This window comes from Caballeronia sp. S22, assembly GCF_964261745.1.
In the GTDB taxonomy this organism is placed as follows: Bacteria; Pseudomonadota; Gammaproteobacteria; order Burkholderiales; family Burkholderiaceae; genus Caballeronia; species Caballeronia jiangsuensis.
The window spans coordinates 810,482-829,582 of sequence record NZ_OZ180039.1; the positions used below are offsets into that span (position 1 = coordinate 810,482).

A 19,101-nucleotide genomic window follows, 5' to 3' on the forward strand; every position below is an offset into this window, starting at 1 on the left:
TCCATCTCTGTCTCCTTTATTTTCGCCGACGCATTTATGTTTCGGCATCCGAACCGATTCACAAAGCGCGGCATCGGTACGACATGCCTCGCTGTGGAAATTACGCGTCCTGCACCAGTGAACCCCGGCCCGTTTCAGCGCCGGCCCCAACGCCCGGCGTTTCGCCGAAGCGCTTGCGGTACAGCAGCGCGAGGATCGTCGAGAACACGGCGGCAATGAGGAACAGCACCGACGCCGCGTAGAAAAGCTGCGTGATCGGCAGATGCATCGAGAGCAGAAGACCGCCGATCACCGGCCCCGACACCGAGCCGATCTTGCCCACCGAAATCGCGCTGCCGACACCGGCCGAACGGAACGAGGTCGGATAGATCATGCCCGCCACGGCATACAAGCCGTACTGCGCGCCCACCACGCAGAAGCCGGTGGCGAAGACAGCGAGCATGAGCCAGCCCTGCGAGGAGCCGTGACCGAGCGCCGCCACGACCGGAAGACCGATGACGGGCAGCGAGATGATCGCCGCGACGCCGTGACGATCGACGAATCGGCACAGCACGAGTCCGCCGATCACGCCGCCGACAGAGAACATCATCGTGATGAGACCCGCGCCGCGCGGATCGATGCCCATGCCTTCCATCAGGATCGGCAGCCAGTTCTGCAGGAAATAAAGCGCCATCGAGTTCGCGATGAACACGATCCACAGCAAGGGCGTAATCGCGGCGAGGCCGTCGGAGAAAATCAGCTTGAGCACGAAGCGCTGCTTCTCGCGCACTTCGCCGGCGACGAACTGCGCATCGGCGGGAATCTTCAGATCGGGACGCAGGCGCGTGATGAGCTTGCGCAGCATCTGCGGATCGCGCTGCCGGATGGCGAGCAGCTTCGCGGATTCTGGCAGCGTGAAGATCAGCAGCAGCGCGACGAGCAAGGAGCCGACGCCGCCAACCGCGAACATGACAGGCCAGCCGAACCGGTGAATCAGCGACGACGACACCAGGCCGCCCGAGCCCGCGCCGATCGAGAAGCCCGAAAACATCAGCGTGACCCATGTGGCGCGCAGACGCTTCGGCGCATATTCCGCGACCAGCGCGACCGAGTTCGGCACCACGCCACCCATGCCGATGCCGGCCAGGAAGCGCAGCAGCATCAGTTCCTGCAGCGAAGTCACCCACACCGAGGCGTAGGTCAGCGCGCCGAAGAAAAGACTGCCGATGATGATCGCCCGCTTGCGGCCGAGCCGGTCGCCCAGGTAGCCGAAGATGAACGAGCCGATCAGCGTGCCGAACAGGCCCGCGCCGAAGACGGGGCCGAAGCCGCCGCGCGCGACGTGCCAGTCCTTGATGATGGCCGGCGCCGCGAACGACACGGCCGTCTGGTCGTAGCCGTCCATCAGCATGATCAGGAAACACCAGAAGAGCAGACCGGCGGCGAAGCGTCCCGTCTTCTGCTCTTCTATCAATGTCGCGATGTTGAAAGTCCGGTCTGCTTGCATGTATGTCCCATTTACCTCGTGCCAAGGGACGCACCCGAGGGGCGCGCCCGCTTGCACTGCTGCTGAATGTCTCTCATGACGGCGCCGTGGCCCGAGCCACAATATAAGAGTCGGCCCCGCGCGGCTCAATCAAAAAGAAACGATGATGCGATCGAAATAAGTGATGAATCCGCCTCGCGCGCTCAGTCGCACCCCGTTTGCACTATGTTTCAACGCACGATGGCCGCCCTCCGTGTCCTCAGAACATATGGTTGACGCCGATGCGCGCGACCGTCTGGCTGCCGCTCGACGAAGGCTGATAGCCGAACTGCGCGGCGCGCGCGCCTGGACCCGAAGCGCGCTGCAGGCCCACGCCGGCGTAGACCTGCGTGCGCTTCGACAGATAATCGGTCAAAAACAGGTTGTACTGGTTGATCGTGAGTCCCTGAAACAGGGAGTGATCCGCGGACAGGCCGAGTACGAAAAAGCCCAGATTGCCGACCAGTTCCGTGTTCACGCCGGCCTGATAGTTGTTGAGCGTGGTCGAGCCCTGCGCGTTCTGGAGCTTGACGCCCGTGTACGTCACGTGCGGCGTGAAGATGCCGAACTTCACCGACGCCCCGGCGGCGAGCGTGCTGTAACGGCTCGCATTGAACATCGTGCCCTGTCTCAACGGCTGGCCGAGCAGCGAGTTGAGGCTGAAGGTGCCGAAGACGTCGGCGGTGCGGTTATGCGACATCGTGTACGCGACGCCGAAATTCACGGTGTCGCTCGAATACTGCGCGCCGACGCTGTACTGGCGTCCCGCGCTGAAGTCGCCCGCCTGATTGCCGAACGCGTTCATCGCGCCGGCCTGGAAGCCGTGGAAGTTGATCGTCTCGTACTTGACCGCGTTGTTCAGCGCATGCGTGTTCGCGAGGCCGTCGAGATTGCCGGGCGTGTAGTACGACGAGATGCCCGGCACCGAGTTGTTCAGCCGCCCGACGTACTGGTAGATGTAGTCGTTGATGTTGCCGAAGCTCAGCGAGCCCCAGGTATCGTTCGAGAGCCCGACGTAGGCATTGCGGTTGAAGAAGCTCGTCGGGTTGATCTGCGCGCCGGTGTTGGTCAGGAAACCGGATTCCAGCCGCGCGAACGCGGAATTGCCGCCGCCCAGATCCTCCTTGATCAACAGGCCCCAGCGATCCGGCGTGCGCTTGCCGGACGATTCCTGATACAGACGCTTGCCCTGGGAGTTCGATACGAAATCGACGCCAACATCGACGCTCCCATACAGCGTCACAGACGACTGCGCCCACGCGGGGCCAGCCAGGATCGCGGCGCAACCGCCGACCAGCAGACAAGTTCTCAACCGAAGTCTCCAATGTTTTTATCGTTGGCCGGTCGCTCGTCGGCGCCGGCTTCTTGCATCGCGCAGTGCTGCTCTGCCCGATGCGGAACCGAGTTTAACTACTTCAATTCGGCTTTTGAATCACGAGTTATTTATCAATCAATCGAACATCCCGAATACTCGATCAGGGTATTTACTCATCGATTCCAAAAATGCCGATAACCTCATCGACAGATTGAATCGCCGTGCTAACATCCGCGACGTTTAATTCATCACCGATAAAACGGAGAGCACAGATGCATTTCAGCGCAGTACAGCCCAGGCGCATGATCGTGGGCATCAGCGGCGCATCGGGCGTCGTCTACGGTGTCCGCCTGTTGCAATTGCTCAGGCAACTCGACATCGAATCGCATCTGGTGATGAGCCGCTCCGCGCAGGTCACGCTCGCGCACGAGTCGCCCTACAGCGTCGCCGATGTCCGCGCGCTCGCCACGGTCACGTATCCGAACACGGACATCGGCGCGGCGATTTCGAGCGGCTCGTTCCCCGTGATGGGCATGATCGTCGCGCCCTGCTCGATCCGCACCCTCTCGGAAGTCGCCACGGGCGTGACGAGCGGCCTGCTCACGCGCGCCGCCGACGTCACGCTCAAGGAGCGCCGCCGGCTCGTGCTGATGGTTCGGGAAACGCCGCTGCATCTGGGCCACTTGCGCAGCATGACGAGCGTGACCGAGGCCGGAGCAATCGTCTATCCGCCGGTGCCGGCATTCTACGCGAACCCCGAATCGCTCGACGAAATGGTCGATCACACCATCGGGCGCGTGCTCGATCTCTTCGGCATCGAATCCTCCGTGGTGCATCGCTGGGGCATGTGAGATTCACGCGCGCGCTCTCTCGCATTATCAATTTTCACTGATAACTCGTTCGAATTCTTTTGCTTCTTTAGCGGCTGGCGTTCATTTAAAGTGGTTTTGTTTCAGAACGAAACCCCATTTAAAAGATTTATCGATCGAATCATAAATCTTCTCGATAAGAGACAGCGTTAATACGAAAGAGGTCGAATGAAGATCGTCATTGCAGGGGCCGGTATCGGCGGCCTGACGGCGGGAGCCGCATTATTGAAAGCAGGCTTTCACGTCACCATTCTCGAACAGGCCAAGGCCCTCGGGGAAATCGGCGCGGGCGTGCAACTGAGTCCGAACGCGACGCGCGTGCTTTACGGAATCGGCGTCGGCGAGCGCCTCGAAAGCCTCGCGTGCGAGCCGCCCGGCAAGCGCGTGCGCCTCTGGAACACGGGGCAGACCTGGCCGCTCTTCGATCTCGGCGCGGCATCGCGCGAAGTGTACGGCTTCCCCTATCTGACCATGCACCGCGCGGATCTCCACGAAGCGCTCGTCGATGCGGTACGCGCGTTCAGCCCCGATGCGATCAGGCTCGATCACAAGGTCGAGTCGATCGTTCAGCATGATGGTCACGTCGAAGTGCAGACCGTCTCGGGCGCGACGTTCGAAGCGGACCTGCTGATCGGCGCGGACGGCGTCCACTCGCGCGTGCGCCGTGCGCTCTTCGGCGCCGACGAGCCGGTCTATTCGGGCGTGATGGCCTGGCGCGGCGTGATCGACGCCACCAAGTTGCCCGAGCATCTGCGCACCCCCTACGGCACCAACTGGGTCGGTCCGGGCGCTCACGTTATTCACTATCCGCTGCGCGGCCACAAGCTCATCAACTTCGTCGGCGCAGTGGAGCGCGATGGCTGGGAGGTCGAGTCGTGGTCGGAGCGCGGCACCATCGACGAATGTCTCGCCGATTTCGACGGCTGGCATGAAGACGTGCGCACGATGATCTCGGCCATCGACATCCCGTACAAGTGGGCGCTCATGATCCGCGAGCCCATGACGCGCTGGACATCAGGCAACGCCACGCTGCTCGGCGACGCCTGTCACCCCACGCTGCCGTTCCTCGCGCAAGGCGCGGGCATGGCGCTCGAAGACGGTTATCTGATCGCGCGCTGCCTCGCGCGCCACGCGAACGATCTGCCGCACGCGCTCGAACGCTACGAGGCGCTGCGCCTCGAACGCACGGCGCGCATCGTGCGCGGCTCGGCGGCGAACACGCAACGCTTCCACAACCCCGCGCTCGCGCATGCGGAAGGCGCGGCGGAGTACGTCGATCGCGAGTGGAGCGAGGAGCGCGTGAAGGAACGCTACAACTGGCTGTTCGAATACGACGTCGACGCCATAGAAGTCTGAGCGCGCGAAGCTCGCTTCATCAAGCAGCATCAAGGAGACACAGCATGTCCGACCATCTGCCGCCCGTGCGCGGCCTGCATCACTTCGCCTGGCGCTGCCGCAATGCCGAAGAAACGCGTCATTTCTACGAGGACATTCTCGGCCTGCCGCTGGTTCATCTGATCCGCCTCGACCGCGTGCCGAGCACCGGCGAGCATTGCCCCTACGTGCATCTGTTCTTCGAGATGGCGGACGGCTCGAACATCGCGTTTTTCGATCTCGGCGACGACACGGCCGCCGAACCCTCGCCCAACACGCCGCCGTGGGTGAACCACATCGCGCTGCGGCTCGGCACGCTCGACGAGCTCGAAACGATGAAGCAGCGCCTCGTCGATCACGGCATCGAAGTGCTGGGCGTCGTCGATCATCACTTCGTGCGCTCGATCTATTTCTTCGATCCGAACGGCCTGCGGCTCGAACTGACCGTGCCCGTCGCGTCGCTCGAAACGCTCGCTGCCTATCGACGACAGGCGCGGCCCGCACTCGACGCGTGGGCAGGCGAAGACAAGAGCGCCATCGCGGAGACGCCTCTCGCATGAGCGCGCTCAACTCCACTCACGATCCGGCCCGGCGTAGCTGGATCGACTCGGCGAACCTTCCTGAAGCAGACTTTCCGATTCAGAACCTGCCGTTGGGCGCGTTCGTGCGCGACGGCATCGCACGCGCCGCCGTCGCCATCGGCGAACATGCGGTGGACTTGCACGCGCTCGCGGACAGCGGCCTGCTCGACGCGGGCAGCGATGCGGCGATCGCCTGCGAAGCCACACGCGGCGGCACGCTGAACCGCCTGATGGCGATGCCGTCCCGCCATGCGAGTGCCCTGCGCGCCGCGCTGTCCGACCTGCTGAAGAGCGATGCGCCGCAGCGCGCGCGCATGCAGGCGCAAGCCGACGCCTTGCTGCCGCGCATCGATACGCTCGAACTGCGCCTGCCCTGCGAAGTCGGCGACTATACGGACTTCCTCACGTCGCTGTATCACACCGAGCGGCACGGCCGCTACAAGGGTCTCGCCGATCCGCTTCCGCCCGCGTTCAAGTCGCTGCCGATCGCCTATCACGGGCGCGCTTCGTCCTTGCGCGTGAGCGGCGGCGACGTGCGCCGTCCGCACGGCCAGTATCGCGATACGAACGGACAGATCGTGTTCGGCCCCGCGCCCGCGCTCGATTTTGAGCTCGAACTGGCGGCGTGGATCGGCGAAGGCAATGCGCTCACGCAACCGATTTCCGTCGACGATGCGCACGCGCACATCTTCGGCTATTCGCTGCTCAACGACTGGTCCGCGAAAAGCATTCAGTGGTTCGAACAAGTGCTCGGCCCGTTTCTCGGCAAGAGCTTTCATTCGAGCCTGTCGCCGTGGATCGTCACGTCCGAGGCGCTCGCGCCGTTCCGCAAGGCGCCCGTTGCGCGCGCCGCGGACGATCCGCCGCTCATGGCGCATCTGCATGGCGCGCGCGACCGGCAAGAAGGCGGGCTGCATCTGGAACTGCACGCCGATCTGTCGACGCGGCAACTGCGCGAAGCCGGACATGACGACGTGCGCATCACGCACACGCATCTGGACAACCTGTACTGGACCTTCGCGCAGATGGTCGCGCATCACACGAGCAACGGCTGCAATCTGCGCAGCGGCGATCTGCTCGGCAGCGGCACGATTTCCGGCGCGAACGACGCGGCGCGCGCCTGTCTCACCGAGCTGACGAACGCGGGCCGCGATCCGCTGCGCCTGCCGAACGGCGAAACACGCACCGCGCTCGAAGACGGCGACGAGATCGTGCTGAGCGCGCGCGCGTCGAAGGAGGGCGCGGTATCGATCGGCTTCGGCGAATGCCGCGGCCGCATCGCGCCGGCGTTCGCATTCGCGTCGCGCGAAGCGGGAGTGGCGGCATGACGCAGACGCTCAACGGCTACGTGCAGGTCGGCCACGGTCCGCGCAAGGTGCTCGCGATGAGCGGCTGGTTCGGCAGCGCCGCCGACTGGCAGCCGCTCGTCCCCGCACTCGACACCGATGCCTTCACCTATGTGTTCTTCGACTATCGGGGATACGGCCGCTCACGCGAACGCGACGGCGCCTTCACCTTCGACGAAGCCGCCGGCGACGTGCTCGCGCTCGCCGATCATCTCGGCTGGGACACCTTCAGTCTGATCGGCCATTCGATGGGCGGCGTCGCGATCCAGCGTGTGCTGCTAGCCGCGAACGGGCGCATCGATCGCATGGCGGGCGTGTGCGCCGTGCCCGCGTGCGGTTCGCGCATGGATGAAACGCGCCTCGCCGGATTTCGCGCGGCGGTGGACGACATCGAGCGGCGCGCGGCGATCATCGCGTTCTCGACCGGCAATCGCCTCGCACCGCGTTTCACCGCGCATCTCGCGCGCGAATCGCAACGGCAAGCGCGCGCCGATGCCTTCGCGGGCTATCTGCCGCACTGGGCCGCGAGCGATTTCTCGTCCGAGGTGATGGGCAACGCGACGCCGGTGAAGCTTTTCATCGGCGAACACGACCCGACGCTCACCGCCGACGTGATGAATCGCACCTGGCTCGCGTGGTATCCGCACGCGAGCCTCGAAACGATCGCGAACGCGGGACATTACCCGATGTACGAAGTGCCGGTCGCGCTCGCGACAGCATTGGAAAACTGGCTGAAACAGGCCTGACGGCCACCGGCCGCGGGAGACTTCATGTACGAAACCCTTTACCTGCGCCCGTCCTCGCTCGACGAAGCGCTCGGCCTGCTGCGCGAACACGAGGAGGCCCGGCCGCTCTCGGGCGGCATGACGCTGATTCCGACGCTCAAGCAGCGCCTCGCCGCGCCGTCGCATCTGATCGACCTCACGCGCATCGAAGCGATGCGCGGCGTGAGCGTCGAAGGCGGCGTGCTGCGCGTCGGCGCGCTGACGAAACACGCGGAAGTGGCCGCATCGAAGGTGGTCGCCACGGCGATTCCCGCGCTCGCGCAGCTTGCGAACGTGATCGCCGATCCGCAGGTGCGCAATCGCGGCACGATGGGCGGCTCGGTCGCGAACAACGATCCCGCCGCCGATTATCCGAGCGCGGTGCTCGCGCTGAACGCACGCGTGCTCACTTCACAACGCTGCATCGGCGCGGACGACTTCTTCGTCGATACCTTCGAGACCGCGCTCGAACCCGGCGAACTCGTGACGGGATTCGAGTATCCGCTTCCCTTGCGCGCCGCCTATGCGAAGTTCCGCCAGCCGGCGTCGGGCTATGCCGTGGTGGGCGTGTTCATCGCGCAATTCGACGATGCGATTCGCGTCGCGGTAACGGGCGCGGGCGCGTCGGTGTTCCGCTGGCTCGATGCCGAAGCGGCGCTTGCCGCCGATCTGTCCGAAGCCGCGCTCGCCCCGCTGAAGATGGACGCCGCCGCACTGCCCGACGACGCCAACGGTTCGTCCGCCTATCGCGCCCATCTGATCGAAACCTACACGCGCCGCGCATTGCGGGCGCTGCTGGCGCAGCCGCTGCGCCAGCCTGCCTAAACCGTTTTCAGGAGACAAAGACATGGAATTCACCGGATCGCAGACCATCGCCGCCACGCGCGAACAGGTATGGAAAGGCTTGAACGATGCCGCAGTGCTGCAGGCATGCGTGCCCGGCTGCGAGGAGTTCATCGGCGAAAGCGACGACGAATACAAGGCCGTGGTGGTCGCCAAGGTCGGCCCCGTGAAGGCGCGCTTCAAAGGCACGCTCGTGATTTCGGATCGCGACGGCCCGAACGGCTACCGGATTCTGGGCCAGGGCGAAGGCGGCATCGCGGGCTTCGGCAAGATGAACGCGACGGTCACGCTCGCCGACGCCGACGAAGGCGGCACGCTCCTCACCTACGTCGCCGATGCGCAAGTGGGCGGCAAGCTCGCGCAGATCGGTTCGCGCCTCGTCACGTCGGTCGCGAACAAGCTCGCGGCGGAGTTCTTCACGCGCTTCAACGCGACGATGAGCGCGGAAGCCAGCGCCGCCGCGCAGTAAGCACGCAGCAAGACGAACGAGGTAATCATGGCTGAAATCCAACTACGGGTGAACGGCGTCGACGTGAAGCGCGAGGTGCCGGACCAGACGCTCCTGGTCGAGTTCCTGCGCGAAACGCTGCGCCTGACGGGCACGCACGTCGGCTGCGACACGAGCCAGTGCGGCGCGTGCACGGTGCATCTCGACGGCGCATCGGTGAAGTCGTGCACGGTGCTCGCCGCGCAGGCGAGCGGCGGCACGGTCACGACGGTCGAAGGACTGCGCGACAACGACAGCGCGCCGCTGCATCCGGTGCAGAACGCGTTCGTGCAGTGTCACGGTTTGCAGTGCGGCTTCTGCACGCCGGGCATGATCATGGCGTCGAGCTACTATCTGCGCGAGCAGCCGTCGCTCGACGAAGAAAGCATCTGCCACGCGCTCGAAGGCAACATCTGCCGTTGCACGGGCTACGTGAACATCATCGAGGCCGTGCGGCATGCGGCGCGCGAGATGTATCCGTCATCCGGCGACGCCGCGACGGAGGAAGCCACGCGATGATCGGCCAACCCATCCCGCGCCTCGAAGACCGGCGCTTCGTCACCGGCAACGGCCAGTACACCGACGATCTTCGCGTCGAAGGCCAGGTGCATGCCGCGTTCCTGCGCTCGCCGCACGCGCATGCCGCGCTGCGCTCGGTCGACGTATCGGCTGCGCGCGAAGCGCCCGGCGTGATCGCGGTGCTCGTCGGCCAGGATTATCTCGATGACGGCTTTCAGGGCGTCGATCACGTGCCGAATCCCATCGATGCCGTCGATGCCACGAAGAAAGCCTTCCTTAGCTCGCTGACCGGCGAGATCTTCAACCAGCCGCATGTTCCGCTGCCGATCGACCGCGTGCGATATGTCGGCGAGCCGATCGCGATGGTGATCGCCGAGACCGCGCTCGCCGCGCGCAACGCGACGGAGATGATCGACGTCGACTACGACGTGCTCGACGCCGTCGTCAACGCGGCGGATGCGATGCAGGACGGCGCGCCGCAACTGTGGGACGGCGCGGCGAACAATCTGTGCTTTCAAACGCAGATCGGCGATCGCGAGGAAGCGCGCCGCGTCATCGCCGATGCGCCGTTCGTGCTCACGCGCGAATTCCATCACAGCCGCGTCGTGAACTGCCAGATGGAGCCGCGCGGCGCGATCGGCGTGTTCGACGGCGCAAGCGGCGTCTACACGCTGATCTCGGGCAGCCAGGGCGCGGTGCGCCAGAAGCTCTGTCTCGCCGTCGCACTGAAAGTGCCGCCCGCGCAGGTGCGCGTGGTCTGCCCCGATACCGGCGGCGGTTTCGGTCCGCGTTCGTTCATCTACGTCGAGCAGCTTGCCGTGGTGTGGGCCGCGCGGCGCATCGGCCGGCCGGTGAAGTGGACGAGCGATCGCAGCGAAGCATTCCTGTCCGACTATCAGGGCCGCGACCAGATCGTACGCGCCACGTTCGGCTTCTCGCGCGACGGCCGCATTCTCGCCATCGACAACGCATGGATCGGCAATGTCGGCGCGCATACGGTGTCCTATGTGCCGATGTCGAACGGCACGCGCATCATGACGACCGTCTACGACGTGCCGCTCGCCGCCGTGCACATCAGCGCCGTGCTGACGAACACGGTGCCGACCGCGCCCTATCGCGGCGCGGGCCGCCCCGAAGCGACGCACGTGATCGAACGCATGCTCGATCTCGCGGCGGCGGAACTGGGCATCGAGCGCGCGGAGATCCGCCGCCGCAACCTGATCGCTCACGAGAAGCTGCCGTATCGCAGCCCGATGGGCCTCACCTACGACAGCGGCGAATTCGCGCGCAACATGGCGCGTGCGCTGGAACTCGCCGAGTGGGACGGTTTCGAGGCGCGTCGCGCGGCTTCGCGTGCGAACGGCATGCTGCGCGGCATCGGGCTTGCCAACTACATCGAGTCGCCGGTGGGCGCGCCGCGCGAACGCATCGAACTGACGGTGCTGCCGGAAGGCCGCATCGATATCGTGTCTGGCACGCAGTCCACCGGTCAGGGCCACGAAACGACCTTCGCGCAGGTCATCGCGCAGCATCTGGGCGTGCCGATCGCATCGATCGCGCTGCGCACCGGCGACACGGCGTTCGTGAGCGTCGGCGGCGGCAGCCATTCGGACCGCTCGATGCGCCTCGGCGGCATGCTGCTCGTCGATACCGCCGCGCAGATCGTCGCGCAGGGCAAGCGCGTGGCCGCCGAGTTGTTCGATGTCTCGCCGGAGCGCGTGAGCTTCGCGAACGGCGTGTTCGCCGATGCGGCTTCATCGCGCGAAATCGGCCTCTTCGACGTGGCCGCGCACATCGCCCGCGACGGCATGCCCGGCGAGCGCGCCACGCGCAGGCTCTACGCGGAAGCCGAAGTGAACACGCGCGTGCCCGCGCATCCCACGGGCGCGGCCGTCTGCGAACTCGAAGTGGACCCGGACACGGGCGTCGTGAAGCTCGTCAACTACACGTCCGTCGACGATGTCGGCCAGCCGATCAATCCGCTGATCGTCGAAGGTCAGGTGCATGGCGGTCTCGCGCAGGGCATCGGGCAGGCGCTCTCTGAAACCTGTTATCTCGATCGCGACACGGGGCAGGTGCTGACCGGCTCGTACATGGACTACGGCATGCCGCGCGCCGGCGTGATTCCACGGCTCAATCTCGAACTCACCGAAGACCCGACGCACGGCAACCCGCTGCGTGTGAAGGGCGGCGGCGAGAGCGGCATCACGCCTGCCACGGCGACGATCTTCAACGCGCTCGCCGACGCCCTGAAGGAATACGGCACCGAAGAACTCGCGATGCCCGCCACGCCGAAAGTCGTGTGGGAATTCATCCACCGCGACGCATGAATACGCTCACCAAGGAGACCAGCATGACCAGCCCTCACGTTGCGATTCGACGCAACGGCCCGCTCGTGGACGTGGTGCTCGACCATCCCGGGAACGGCAACCTGATCGATGCGCCAATGAGCGAAACGATCATCGAAACCGTCACGACGCTCGACGACGAAGTGAAGCTCGTGCGCATCCTTTCGAGCGGCCCCGACTTCTGCAAGGGCCGCCTCTCGCCGATGCCGCCGAAGGATGCAAAGCCGTCCGCCGAAACGCTGCGCCGCGTGGTCGCCGCGCCGCCGCTCGCACTGTACGACGCGCTCAAGGCGGTGCGCGTGCCGGTGCTGTCGGTGGTGCGCGGCGATGCGCTCGGCGTGGGCTGCGCGCTCGCGGGCGTGTGCGACATCGCGCTCGCATCCGACGACGCCGTGTTCCAGATTCCCGAAATGGAACGCGACATTCCACCGACGCTCGTGATGTCGGCGCTGATCGGCCGCGTGCCGGTGAAGACCGTCGCGCACATGGTGCTGAGCCGCGTGCGGTTGTCCGCGAACGAAGCGCTCCAGGCGGGTCTGGTCAGCCGCGTCGTTCCGGCCGCAAGCCTCGACGCGGAAGCGGACGCGCTCGTCGACACCCTGCTCGGCTGCAGCGCCGTCACGCTGCGCGCGGTGAAGCAGTTCCTGCATCTCGCGCCTGAAATGCCGGCGAGCGGCGCGAGCGGCTTCGCCGCCCATCTCGCGGCGACGGCGCTTTCCGCGCGCTTCTAAGACACGCATCAAGGAACCCAGATTGAGACCCAAGACCGCCATTCCCTCGACCTTCGACGGCACGCCCGCGCCCGACCTCGAACGCTTCCGCCTGCGGCGCTTTCTCGAATCGCTCGACGAGACCGAACTCGAACGCCATGACGCGAGCGTCGATCTCGCCGACATCGCCGGCATCATGGAAGGCAATCCGCGCGCCGTGTGGTTCAGCCGTCCGTCCGGCGGCGCAATCTCGCTCGCGGGCAGCGTCGCCGCGAGCCGCTCGCGCCTCGCGAAAGCCTTCGACACGACGCCGCAACGCCTGCTCGACACCGTGCGCGAACGCCTGCGCGCGAAGGGCCGGCTCGTCGAAGTGAGCCGCGAGGAAGCGCCCGTGCAGCAGGTCGTGCTGACCGGCGACGATTGCGATTTCACCGCCCTGCCCGTGCATCTCCAGCACGAACTGGATGGCGCGCCGTACATCTCCGCGTCGATCGACTTCGCGGTCGATCCCGAAATGGGCTGGACCAACGTCGGCATTCGCAGGCTGATGCTGCGCGGACGGCGCACGGCCGGCATCGATCTCGTCGCGCCATCGGATCTGCGCGCGATCGCCATCGGCCATGCGAAGCGCGGCGAGCGCACGCCGATCGCGTTCGCGGTGGGTACGCATCCGATCGATCACGTCGGTGCGACCATGCGCATTCCCGCCGATGAACTCGAACTCGTCGCCGCACTGCGCGGCGCGCCGATGGGCGTGGTCAAGTGCGTGACGAACGATCTGCTCGTGCCCGCCGACGCCGAGTTCATCCTCGAAGGCTATCTCGACGAACGCGGCCACGCGGAACCCGAAGGCCCGTACGGCGAATTCCTCGGCTACTACGGCGGCGTGAAGACGAATCCGCTGTTCCATCTGACCGCGATCACGCATCGGCGCGACGCCGTGTTTCAGACCTGCACGATCGGCGGGCGCTCGATGGCGCGCACCGACACCGCGCAGCTCGCCGCGCTGCGCACGGAAGTGACGGTGTGGCGCGCGCTCGAAACCGCCGTGCGCGAAGTGAAGTCCGTCTACGCGAACCCGGCCACCGGCGGCATGTTCAACGTGCGCGTCGCCATGCAGCAGCGCGTGCCGGGCGAGGCGCGCAACGCGATTGCGGCGGTGTTCGCGTCGCTCGCGAACGTGAAGCATGTGTTCGTGGTCGATCCGGACATCGACGTGTTCTCCGACGAACAGATGGACTGGGCGCTCGCCACGCGTTTCCAGGCCGATCGCGATCTGGTGCTTCAGGACAGCCTGCGCGCGATGCCGCTCGACCCGTCGCTGCTCGGCGCGACGAAAACCGCGAAGGCCGGCTTCGATCTCACGCTGCCGCTGCTCGCGCCGGGCGCCGAGCGCGACCTTGAGCATCGCGTGCCGACGCCGCCTGCGTATCGCGGCGCGCGCTTCGAATCGCTCGACGCGGCGCTCGAAGACGGACCGAAGCGCTTTTCCGAGCTGATGGCCGCGACGGGCACGCGCGACGGCCGCGAAGTCGTGCGCTGGCTCGAAGACACGGCGCAACGCCGTGGAATCGCGCGGGACGAAGAAGGCCGCTACGTCCTCGCGTAACGCCCCGGCGGCTGCCGCACCGCAGTTCCAGGGTACGGCAGCCGCTGCAACGGACGGGATAGAATCGGGCTCCACGCGCGAAAAAGAAACGGCTGTCGTCAATGAACCTGTCCCTCAAACAACTCAAGGTTTTTCTTGGTGTCGCGAACGCGTCGAGCTTCACGAAGACCGCGCAGAGCATGCATCTGAGCCAGGCGGCGCTCTCCGCGATCATTCGGGAACTGGAAACGCAGCTCGATTGCCGGCTGCTGGAACGCACCACGCGCACGGTCTCGCTGACCGAAGCGGGCCGCCTTTTCTATCCCACCGCAATGGCGATCGTCGAGTCGCTGGAGAAGTCGGTCATCGAGCTCAATGAGCTGGGGCGTCAGAAGCAATCGTCGCTGCTGCTCGGCTGCACGCCGATGATCGCCGCGAGCCTGATGCCTTCAGTGCTCGCGCGCTTTTCGAGCGTGTATCCGAATGCGCAGATCGAACTCGTCGATCGCAATCCGACCGAGCTCGTGCAGATGGTCGAGGAAGGCCATCTCGATGCGGCGTTCGGCGTGTTCTTCTCGCAGCTTTCCGGCATCGACCGCACGCCGATCTTCCCGACGCGGCTCGTCGCGGTGTCGCCCGCGCAGGCCGGCACGCCGCTGCGCGGTCCCGGCATCCGCTGGACCGCGCTGGAGAATCAGCCGCTCATCACGCTGCCGAAGGACAATCCGCTGCAACGGCTGATCGAGGCCACGCTGTCGAAAGAGGAAGTGACGGTCAGCCGCCGCATCGTCGTGGGCCATTTGCAGACGGCCATCGCGATGGCGCAGGAAGGGCTCGGCACGGCGGTCATGCCGTCCTTCAGCGAACATATCTGCTATCGCTACAACGTGCGCGTCGATGCGTTGCGACCCGAGGTGCCGCTCTCGTTCTATCGCATCACGCGAACCGGCCGCGACACGCTCGCCACGCTCGATCAGTTCACGACGATGTTCACCGAAGCCGCGAAGGAAGATCCCATCGGCGTGGGTGACAACGACATCGACGAGGACGAGGACTGACACTCGCGCGAGGCGGATCGGCGCATCGGTCCTGCCACTGCCGTGGCTTTGCACTTGCAACTGCCCGCGTGCATACTCTCTGCACCGAAGCAACACTGCCGTTGGGAGACGGCTTCCCGGAGAGTCGATGCGTTTCGATCTGCAATCGCTGAAATTGTTCGTCGCTGTCTGCGAGCAGGGCAGCATTGCCCGCGCGGCGGAGGCCGAGAATATCGCGCCTTCGGCTCTCAGCAAGCGCATGTCGCATCTCGAAGACACGCTCAAGACCGCCCTCTTCGTGCGCAGCAACAAGGGGCTGGAACTGACCGCGGCGGCCGCGGCCCTCTTGCAGCATGCCCGCGTGCTCCTGCGCGATATCCAGCAGATGGAAAGCGAACTGCTCGATCATGCCGAAGGCGTGCGCGGCCAGATCCGGCTGCATGCCAGCCTCTCGACGATCGTGCAGTACATCGCCAACGACATCCGCGAGTTCCTCGAACTGCACCCGGGGCTGCGCATCGATCTTCAGGAAAGCCTCAGCCCTGCTGTGGTCCGCGCGGTGGCGGAAAACACGGCCGATATCGGCGTGTTCGGCGGCACGACCGTGACCACCGGACTGCAGGTCTTTCCCTATCGCAGCGACCGGCTGGTGGTCATCATGCCGCCCGATCATCCGCTCAGCCACGCCGGTCGGGTGAAGTTCCGCGAAGTGGCCAAGTACCCGCTGGTGGGACCGCAAGCGGGCAGCTATCTGAACTCGCTGGTGTTGCGCGCGGCGGCGGACCTGGACCATCCGCTCAAGCTGTCGATCCGGGTCAACGGCTTCGAGCCGGTGCGCAGCATGGTGGAGGCGCGCCTCGGTATCGGCCTCGTGCCCGAGCATCATGCCGAGCGCTATGTCAGCTCGGCTCCATTGGTCGCCGTGACGCTCGACGAACCCTGGGCCGAGCGGCACTGGAAGATCTGCGTGCGCGAGGCGGAATCGCTTCCCGCGCCGGTTCAGCTCTTTCTCAAGCATCTGCTCGCGAGCCAGAATGCGCATCCGGCGCCGGGCGATCACGCGTAAGCCAGCTTCAGTCCGGCCTGGGGCCAGGGCAGAGTTCCGAGCCGCCCCGTGCCCGAGAGCGTGACGTACGCCGTCTTCATGTCGGCGCCGCCGAAGCAGATGTTGGTCACCATACCGTCCGGCACCATCACCTGCCGCAGCACCTCGCCCGTGGGCGCGACCACCGTGATGCAGCCGGTGACGAGCGTCGCCACGCAGATATTTCCCTCCGCGTCCACGGCCAGGCTGTCGAAGCGCTGATAGCCCGGCAAGCCGCACACCAGACGCCCGCCGTGCGGCGACGGATACGGATGCTTGCGCGCCCGGCCGGGCGTCTCCAGATCGAACGCCCACAGACGCGCGGTCTCGGTCTCCGCCACATAGACGACACTGTCGTCCGGCGACAGGCCCACGCCGTTGGCCGTGGTCAGCGGATAGGCGACTTCGACGATCATCGAACCATCGGCGCGCCCGTAATAGAGACCCGCATGATCGCGATCGCGCAGCCTGTTCTTGCCGAAGTCGGTGAAGTAGAAGCCGCCGTCGTGATCGAACACGATGTCGTTGGGACCACACAGAGGATGGTCGCCACAACGGTCGTACAGCGTCGTCAGCGCGCCTGTGCGCGGATCGAATCGCTCGATGCGGCCGCTGGTATAACCCGGATGCACGCCCGGCCTGGTGCGATTCAGGCCCGCAACCGTGCGGAACAGAAAGCCTCCGTTGTTGCAGATGTAGAAGACGCCTTCCGGTCCCATCGCGAGACCGTTGGGCCCGCCGCTCACCTGCGCGATCACGCTCACCGTGCCGTCGTCGGCCACGCGGCTGATGGTCTCGCGCTCGATCTCGACCAGCACGACGGAGCCGTCGGCCATCGCCACCGGTCCCTCGGGAAATTTCAGGCCTTCGGCCAGAATGCGGATGCCGCTCTCCATCGTCGCTCCCTCGCCAGGTCAGTGTTTGCCGGCGTTCTCGACAAAGCGATTGTCGTACGTGGCCTTCAGATCGATCGACGCCTTGCCGATGTCGGGATCGAACGCGGCCAGCACATCGTGTACGGTATGCGCGGCGGCGTCCGTCATCAGGCCGTCGCGCGAGATGCAGCTTCGCATGTTGCCGTAGGCCTGGGCGAAGACATCCTTGTCGGCCAGCGCGTATTGCTGCGGCACGGCTGCCGCGACCTGCTCGGGCGTTGCCTGCGCCATCCAGCGTTCGGCTTCGAGTATCGCGTTGGTCACCGCCTGCACGGTATTCGGATTTTTGGCGGCGAACGCTTTCGTCGTGTAGATGGCCGCTTCCGGATAATCGCCGCCCAGCGTGGCGCGGGTGCCGGCCGGATCACGCATCACGGCCAGCGGGAAGAGATCGCCGCTGCTTTGAAGCACGGTCGCGACCGGATCGTTGCTCATCAATGCATCGATCTGCCCGCTGCGTGCCGCTGCGATCGCACCGGCAGACGATCCCACGCCGATGATCGACACATCGCCCGGCTTCACGCCCGACTTGCTCAGCAGATAATTCACGCCCATGTGAAAGCTCGAACCGGGCGAGCTCACGCCGATGCGCATGCCCTTGAGATCGGCATACGTCTTGACCTTGCCGTGGCTCGCGCGAGTCACGCCGAACACCCAGCCGGGACAGGAGGCCAGCGTGACGAACGAGACCAGTTGCTGGCCTTTGGCGGCCATCGTGATCGTGTTGGAGTAGGCGCCCGCCACGATATCGGCGCTGCCGCCCATCAGCGCCTGAAGTGCCTTCGCGCCGCCGCTGAACACGCCGATCTCCACATCCAGCCCCGCCTGTTTGAAATACCCCCGGCTGTCCGCGATGACGAAAGGCAGATAAGGGAATCCCACGCCCGCTGCAGCCAGATGAAGTTTCGGCTTCTCCGGCACAGGCGCGGCTCCGGCGGCCGACGCATTCACGACGACCGCGCAGGTGGCCAGCACCGGCAACACCAGACGCCAAAGCGCTTTCACGATGGTTTGTCTCCCGGCTTCATGTACAGGCTCGTCTCAGTAGGTCGCGCGTCCGCCGGACAGGTCGAAGACCGCGCCGGTGGTGAACGAATTCTCTTCGCTGGCAAGCCAGGCGATCATCGCGGCTGCTTCGTCGAGTTCGAGGAAACGGCCGCGCGGGATCTTGCCCAGCATGTAGCGGATATGCTCGGGCGACTGCTCCATCGCGCCGGGCGTGCGCGCCACGGCGGGCGTGACGCAGTTGACGGCGATGTCGTGGCTCGCCAGCTCCTTGCCGAGCGACTTGGTCATCGCGATGACCGCAGCCTTGGCCGAACTGTAGGCTGCCGCATTCGGGTTGCCCTCCTTGCCCGCGACCGAAGCGAGATTGACGATGCGGCCGTAGTTCTGGCCGATCATGCTAGGCACCACCGCGCGGCAGCAGTGGAACGTGCCGTTGACGTCGATATCGATCACCTGCTTCCACACGTCGACCGGATAGTCGATCAACGTGGCATTCGGACCGACGATCGCCGCGTTGTTGATCAGGATATCGATACGCCCGCAGGCTTTCAGCGTCCCCGAGACCGCGGCCTGCACGCTCTCGTAATCGGCGATATCGACACGCTCGAAATGGACATCGTGCCCGCCCAGTTCGGCACGGGCCTGCTCCATGCCCGCCGGATTGATGTCCCAGATCGCGAGCCGCGCGCCGGAGGCCAGCAGCCGCTGGCCGACCGCGAGGCCGATGCCCTGTGCGCCGCCGGTCACGACGGCGACGCGGTCCTTCAGATTGATCGCGTTGGTCTGCAA

General features: G+C 65.5%; 18 protein-coding genes. 13 read left to right on the forward strand and 5 right to left on the reverse strand.

Annotated features, from left to right (window positions below; translation table 11 throughout):
* Positions 1–100: 100 nt before the first annotated feature.
* Together ACEN42_RS35530 and ACEN42_RS35535 are read right to left on the reverse strand one after the other, a co-directional pair.
* Entirely contained in the window at positions 101–1,486 is a 1,386-nt protein-coding gene (locus ACEN42_RS35530) for an MFS transporter (RefSeq protein ID WP_238216404.1), read from the reverse strand.
* A 238-nt stretch (positions 1,487–1,724) separates the two neighbouring features.
* Positions 1,725–2,816, reverse strand: coding sequence for a porin (locus ACEN42_RS35535; RefSeq protein WP_371882349.1), 1,092 nt, complete (start codon positions 2,814–2,816; stop codon positions 1,725–1,727).
* 275 nt (positions 2,817–3,091) lie between these two features.
* Between ACEN42_RS35535 and ACEN42_RS35540 the strand changes: the two genes are divergently transcribed.
* From ACEN42_RS35540 to ACEN42_RS35600, 13 genes are all read left to right on the forward strand, one after another.
* Complete coding sequence (locus ACEN42_RS35540; RefSeq protein WP_035499986.1) at positions 3,092–3,670, forward strand: UbiX family flavin prenyltransferase; 579 nt, start codon at positions 3,092–3,094, stop codon at positions 3,668–3,670.
* A 186-nt stretch (positions 3,671–3,856) separates the two neighbouring features.
* Positions 3,857–5,044: an FAD-dependent monooxygenase gene (locus ACEN42_RS35545; protein WP_371882350.1), complete on the forward strand. Its 1,188-nt coding sequence runs from the start codon at positions 3,857–3,859 to the stop codon at positions 5,042–5,044.
* A 44-nt stretch (positions 5,045–5,088) separates the two neighbouring features.
* Complete coding sequence (locus ACEN42_RS35550) at positions 5,089–5,622, forward strand: VOC family protein (RefSeq protein WP_371882351.1); 534 nt, start codon at positions 5,089–5,091, stop codon at positions 5,620–5,622.
* Positions 5,619–6,971: a fumarylacetoacetase gene (gene fahA / locus ACEN42_RS35555; protein WP_371882352.1), complete on the forward strand. Its 1,353-nt coding sequence runs from the start codon at positions 5,619–5,621 to the stop codon at positions 6,969–6,971. Before ACEN42_RS35550 ends, fahA begins: the two co-directional genes overlap by 4 nt.
* Positions 6,968–7,735 (forward strand): alpha/beta fold hydrolase, encoded by a 768-nt coding sequence (locus ACEN42_RS35560; RefSeq protein ID WP_371882353.1) that lies wholly within the window; start codon positions 6,968–6,970, stop codon positions 7,733–7,735. The genes fahA and ACEN42_RS35560 overlap by 4 nt, the downstream gene beginning before the upstream one ends.
* Positions 7,736–7,759: 24 nt before the next feature.
* Positions 7,760–8,578, forward strand: a complete 819-nt coding sequence (locus ACEN42_RS35565) for a xanthine dehydrogenase family protein subunit M (protein ID WP_371882354.1) — start codon at positions 7,760–7,762, stop codon at positions 8,576–8,578.
* A 22-nt stretch (positions 8,579–8,600) separates the two neighbouring features.
* Entirely contained in the window at positions 8,601–9,065 is a 465-nt protein-coding gene (locus ACEN42_RS35570; RefSeq protein WP_035499981.1) for a carbon monoxide dehydrogenase subunit G, read from the forward strand.
* A 27-nt stretch (positions 9,066–9,092) separates the two neighbouring features.
* Positions 9,093–9,602, forward strand: coding sequence for a (2Fe-2S)-binding protein (locus tag ACEN42_RS35575; protein WP_371882355.1), 510 nt, complete (start codon positions 9,093–9,095; stop codon positions 9,600–9,602).
* Positions 9,599–11,932, forward strand: coding sequence for a xanthine dehydrogenase family protein molybdopterin-binding subunit (locus tag ACEN42_RS35580; RefSeq protein ID WP_371882356.1), 2,334 nt, complete (start codon positions 9,599–9,601; stop codon positions 11,930–11,932). Before ACEN42_RS35575 ends, ACEN42_RS35580 begins: the two co-directional genes overlap by 4 nt.
* A 23-nt stretch (positions 11,933–11,955) precedes the next feature.
* Positions 11,956–12,681, forward strand: coding sequence for an enoyl-CoA hydratase/isomerase family protein (locus ACEN42_RS35585; protein WP_371882357.1), 726 nt, complete (start codon positions 11,956–11,958; stop codon positions 12,679–12,681).
* A 22-nt stretch (positions 12,682–12,703) separates the two neighbouring features.
* Positions 12,704–14,269 (forward strand): UbiD family decarboxylase, encoded by a 1,566-nt coding sequence (locus ACEN42_RS35590; protein WP_371882358.1) that lies wholly within the window; start codon positions 12,704–12,706, stop codon positions 14,267–14,269.
* Between the two features lie 101 nt (positions 14,270–14,370).
* On the forward strand, positions 14,371–15,306 hold the full coding sequence (locus ACEN42_RS35595; RefSeq protein ID WP_035499977.1) for a LysR family transcriptional regulator: 936 nt from the start codon (positions 14,371–14,373) through the stop codon (positions 15,304–15,306).
* A 127-nt stretch (positions 15,307–15,433) separates the two neighbouring features.
* A complete protein-coding gene (locus ACEN42_RS35600) occupies positions 15,434–16,351 on the forward strand; it encodes a LysR family transcriptional regulator (RefSeq protein WP_371882359.1) in 918 nt (305 codons plus the stop codon).
* On the opposite strand, the gene ACEN42_RS35605 is transcribed toward ACEN42_RS35600, so the two are convergent.
* The 3 genes from ACEN42_RS35605 to ACEN42_RS35615 are packed head-to-tail and all read right to left on the reverse strand — an operon-like array spanning position 16,342 to position 19,101.
* The gene (locus tag ACEN42_RS35605) at positions 16,342–17,265 is read right to left on the reverse strand and encodes an SMP-30/gluconolactonase/LRE family protein (RefSeq protein WP_371882360.1); all 924 of its coding nucleotides are present in this window, start codon (positions 17,263–17,265) and stop codon (positions 16,342–16,344) included. The two genes, ACEN42_RS35600 and ACEN42_RS35605, sit on opposite strands and share 10 nt — an antisense overlap.
* An 18-nt stretch (positions 17,266–17,283) precedes the next feature.
* Entirely contained in the window at positions 17,284–18,309 is a 1,026-nt protein-coding gene (locus tag ACEN42_RS35610; RefSeq protein WP_371882361.1) for an ABC transporter substrate-binding protein, read from the reverse strand.
* 36 nt (positions 18,310–18,345) lie between these two features.
* Positions 18,346–19,101: an SDR family NAD(P)-dependent oxidoreductase gene (locus ACEN42_RS35615; protein WP_371882362.1), complete on the reverse strand. Its 756-nt coding sequence runs from the start codon at positions 19,099–19,101 to the stop codon at positions 18,346–18,348.

Bases quoted from the DNA above. Each gene is read 5' to 3' on its own strand.
- ACEN42_RS35530 (WP_238216404.1), bottom strand. From the start codon at position 1,486: ATGCAAGCAGACCGGACTTTCAACATCGCGACATTGATAGAAGAGCAG.
- ACEN42_RS35540 (WP_035499986.1), top strand. From the start codon at position 3,092: ATGCATTTCAGCGCAGTACAGCCCAGGCGCATGATCGTGGGCATCAGC.
- ACEN42_RS35545 (WP_371882350.1), top strand. From the start codon at position 3,857: ATGAAGATCGTCATTGCAGGGGCCGGTATCGGCGGCCTGACGGCGGGA.
- ACEN42_RS35550 (WP_371882351.1), top strand. From the start codon at position 5,089: ATGTCCGACCATCTGCCGCCCGTGCGCGGCCTGCATCACTTCGCCTGG.
- fahA (WP_371882352.1), top strand. From the start codon at position 5,619: ATGAGCGCGCTCAACTCCACTCACGATCCGGCCCGGCGTAGCTGGATC.
- ACEN42_RS35560 (WP_371882353.1), top strand. From the start codon at position 6,968: ATGACGCAGACGCTCAACGGCTACGTGCAGGTCGGCCACGGTCCGCGC.
- ACEN42_RS35565 (WP_371882354.1), top strand. From the start codon at position 7,760: ATGTACGAAACCCTTTACCTGCGCCCGTCCTCGCTCGACGAAGCGCTC.
- ACEN42_RS35570 (WP_035499981.1), top strand. From the start codon at position 8,601: ATGGAATTCACCGGATCGCAGACCATCGCCGCCACGCGCGAACAGGTA.
- ACEN42_RS35575 (WP_371882355.1), top strand. From the start codon at position 9,093: ATGGCTGAAATCCAACTACGGGTGAACGGCGTCGACGTGAAGCGCGAG.
- ACEN42_RS35580 (WP_371882356.1), top strand. From the start codon at position 9,599: ATGATCGGCCAACCCATCCCGCGCCTCGAAGACCGGCGCTTCGTCACC.
- ACEN42_RS35585 (WP_371882357.1), top strand. From the start codon at position 11,956: ATGACCAGCCCTCACGTTGCGATTCGACGCAACGGCCCGCTCGTGGAC.
- ACEN42_RS35595 (WP_035499977.1), top strand. From the start codon at position 14,371: ATGAACCTGTCCCTCAAACAACTCAAGGTTTTTCTTGGTGTCGCGAAC.
- ACEN42_RS35600 (WP_371882359.1), top strand. From the start codon at position 15,434: ATGCGTTTCGATCTGCAATCGCTGAAATTGTTCGTCGCTGTCTGCGAG.
- ACEN42_RS35605 (WP_371882360.1), bottom strand. From the start codon at position 17,265: ATGGAGAGCGGCATCCGCATTCTGGCCGAAGGCCTGAAATTTCCCGAG.